General features: G+C 46.6%; 1 tRNA gene and 1 rRNA gene. Both read right to left on the bottom strand.

Going from position 1 to position 414, the window contains the following annotated elements:
• Positions 1 to 51 precede the first annotated feature (51 nt).
• Positions 52 to 127, bottom strand: a tRNA-Glu gene (locus tag C9411_RS25385).
• A 206-nt stretch (positions 128 to 333) separates the two neighbouring features.
• Positions 334 to 414 (bottom strand): 16S ribosomal RNA (locus tag C9411_RS25390); the annotation flags it as partial.

Consider the following 414-nt stretch of genomic DNA (forward strand, 5'->3'; position numbering starts at 1 on the left):
TTTTTTCGGTTATCGCTAACCGGTGATAATGTCTTTCACTCATTATCGGAATGGCGTCCCCAAGGGGATTCGAACCCCTGTTACAGCCGTGAAAGGGCAGTGTCCTAGGCCTCTAGACGATGGGGACCCGAAATTGGCTTATCGAATCACCGATTCGATAATTTCGGGTAAAGGTGAGATTTTTCGTGAAAAATCGAGCGCCATTGTCGTTTGTCACTGCACTGGACAGTCACAAATCTCCCGGCACTTACCTATACCACAAGGTTTTGTTTGCTCATTACTTTTTCATCAGACAATCTGTGTGAGCACGCCACTCGAACTAATATCTTTAGGTAAGGAGGTGATCCAACCGCAGGTTCCCCTACGGTTACCTTGTTACGACTTCACCCCAGTCATGAATCACAAAGTGGTAAG

This window comes from Serratia sp. Nf2 (assembly GCF_003028435.1).
GTDB classification, from domain to species: domain Bacteria; phylum Pseudomonadota; class Gammaproteobacteria; order Enterobacterales; family Enterobacteriaceae; genus Serratia; species Serratia marcescens_L.